Origin of the sequence: Vibrio frigidus (genome assembly GCF_042465995.1) — a bacterium.
Taxonomy (GTDB): Bacteria; Pseudomonadota; Gammaproteobacteria; order Enterobacterales; family Vibrionaceae; genus Vibrio.
In genome coordinates, this window is the sequence record NZ_JBCDMC010000039.1 from 1 (window position 1) to 779 (window position 779).

General features: G+C 47.0%; 1 protein-coding gene. It reads right to left on the reverse strand.

Features of this window, described 5'->3' with window-relative positions:
* Window positions 1–779 (reverse strand): hypothetical protein (locus AACW90_RS22915; protein ID WP_390239367.1); only part of this gene is annotated, 779 nt, incomplete at both ends.

Genomic DNA, 779 nt, shown 5'->3' on the forward strand with positions numbered 1-779 from the left:
ATATTGATGGTCGCAGACAATACGTAATTAGCGGTATTACTACTGTCTAGGCCCGTGTAAACAACCACCTTGGTGCCATTCTCAATAATAGCGACATTGGTATCACTGTTATTGCTGGTTAAGCCTGTCCATGTGTCGTCTGATAATACATCATTGTTTAACGTGACAGATTCAACATCGTCACTGCCTTGAACAACGGCAACGGTTAAGTCGCCGCCGGTAATCGTTTGAGGACCTTGTGTTTCAGTGAAGGCAACGTTGTTGTCGGTCGCGGTTGCGAGCGCACCATCCGCTATCGTGATGTTGATATTGGCGGCATTTGATACGGTGTCGCCATCGGTATCAGTAACATCCACTCCGATGGTTAGTCCATTGATATCACCATCACCGGTAACTTGTTCTATCGCTTGATGTTGAGTAATGCTGTAGGTGCCATCGATATTGATGGTCGCAGACAATACGTAATTAGCGGTATTACTACTGTCTAGGCCCGTGTAAACAACCACCTTGGTGCCATTCTCAATAATAGCGACATTGGTATCACTGTTATTGCTGGTTAAGCCTGTCCATGTGTCGTCTGATAATAAATCATTGTTGAACGTGACCGATTCAACATAGTCACTGCCTTGAACAACGGCAACGGTTAAGTCGCCGCCGGTAATCGTTTGAGGACCTTGTGTTTCCGTGAAGGCAACGTTGTTGTCGGTCGCGGTTGCGAGCGCACCATCCGCTATCGTGATGTTGATATTGGCGGCATTTGATACGGTGTCGCCATCGGT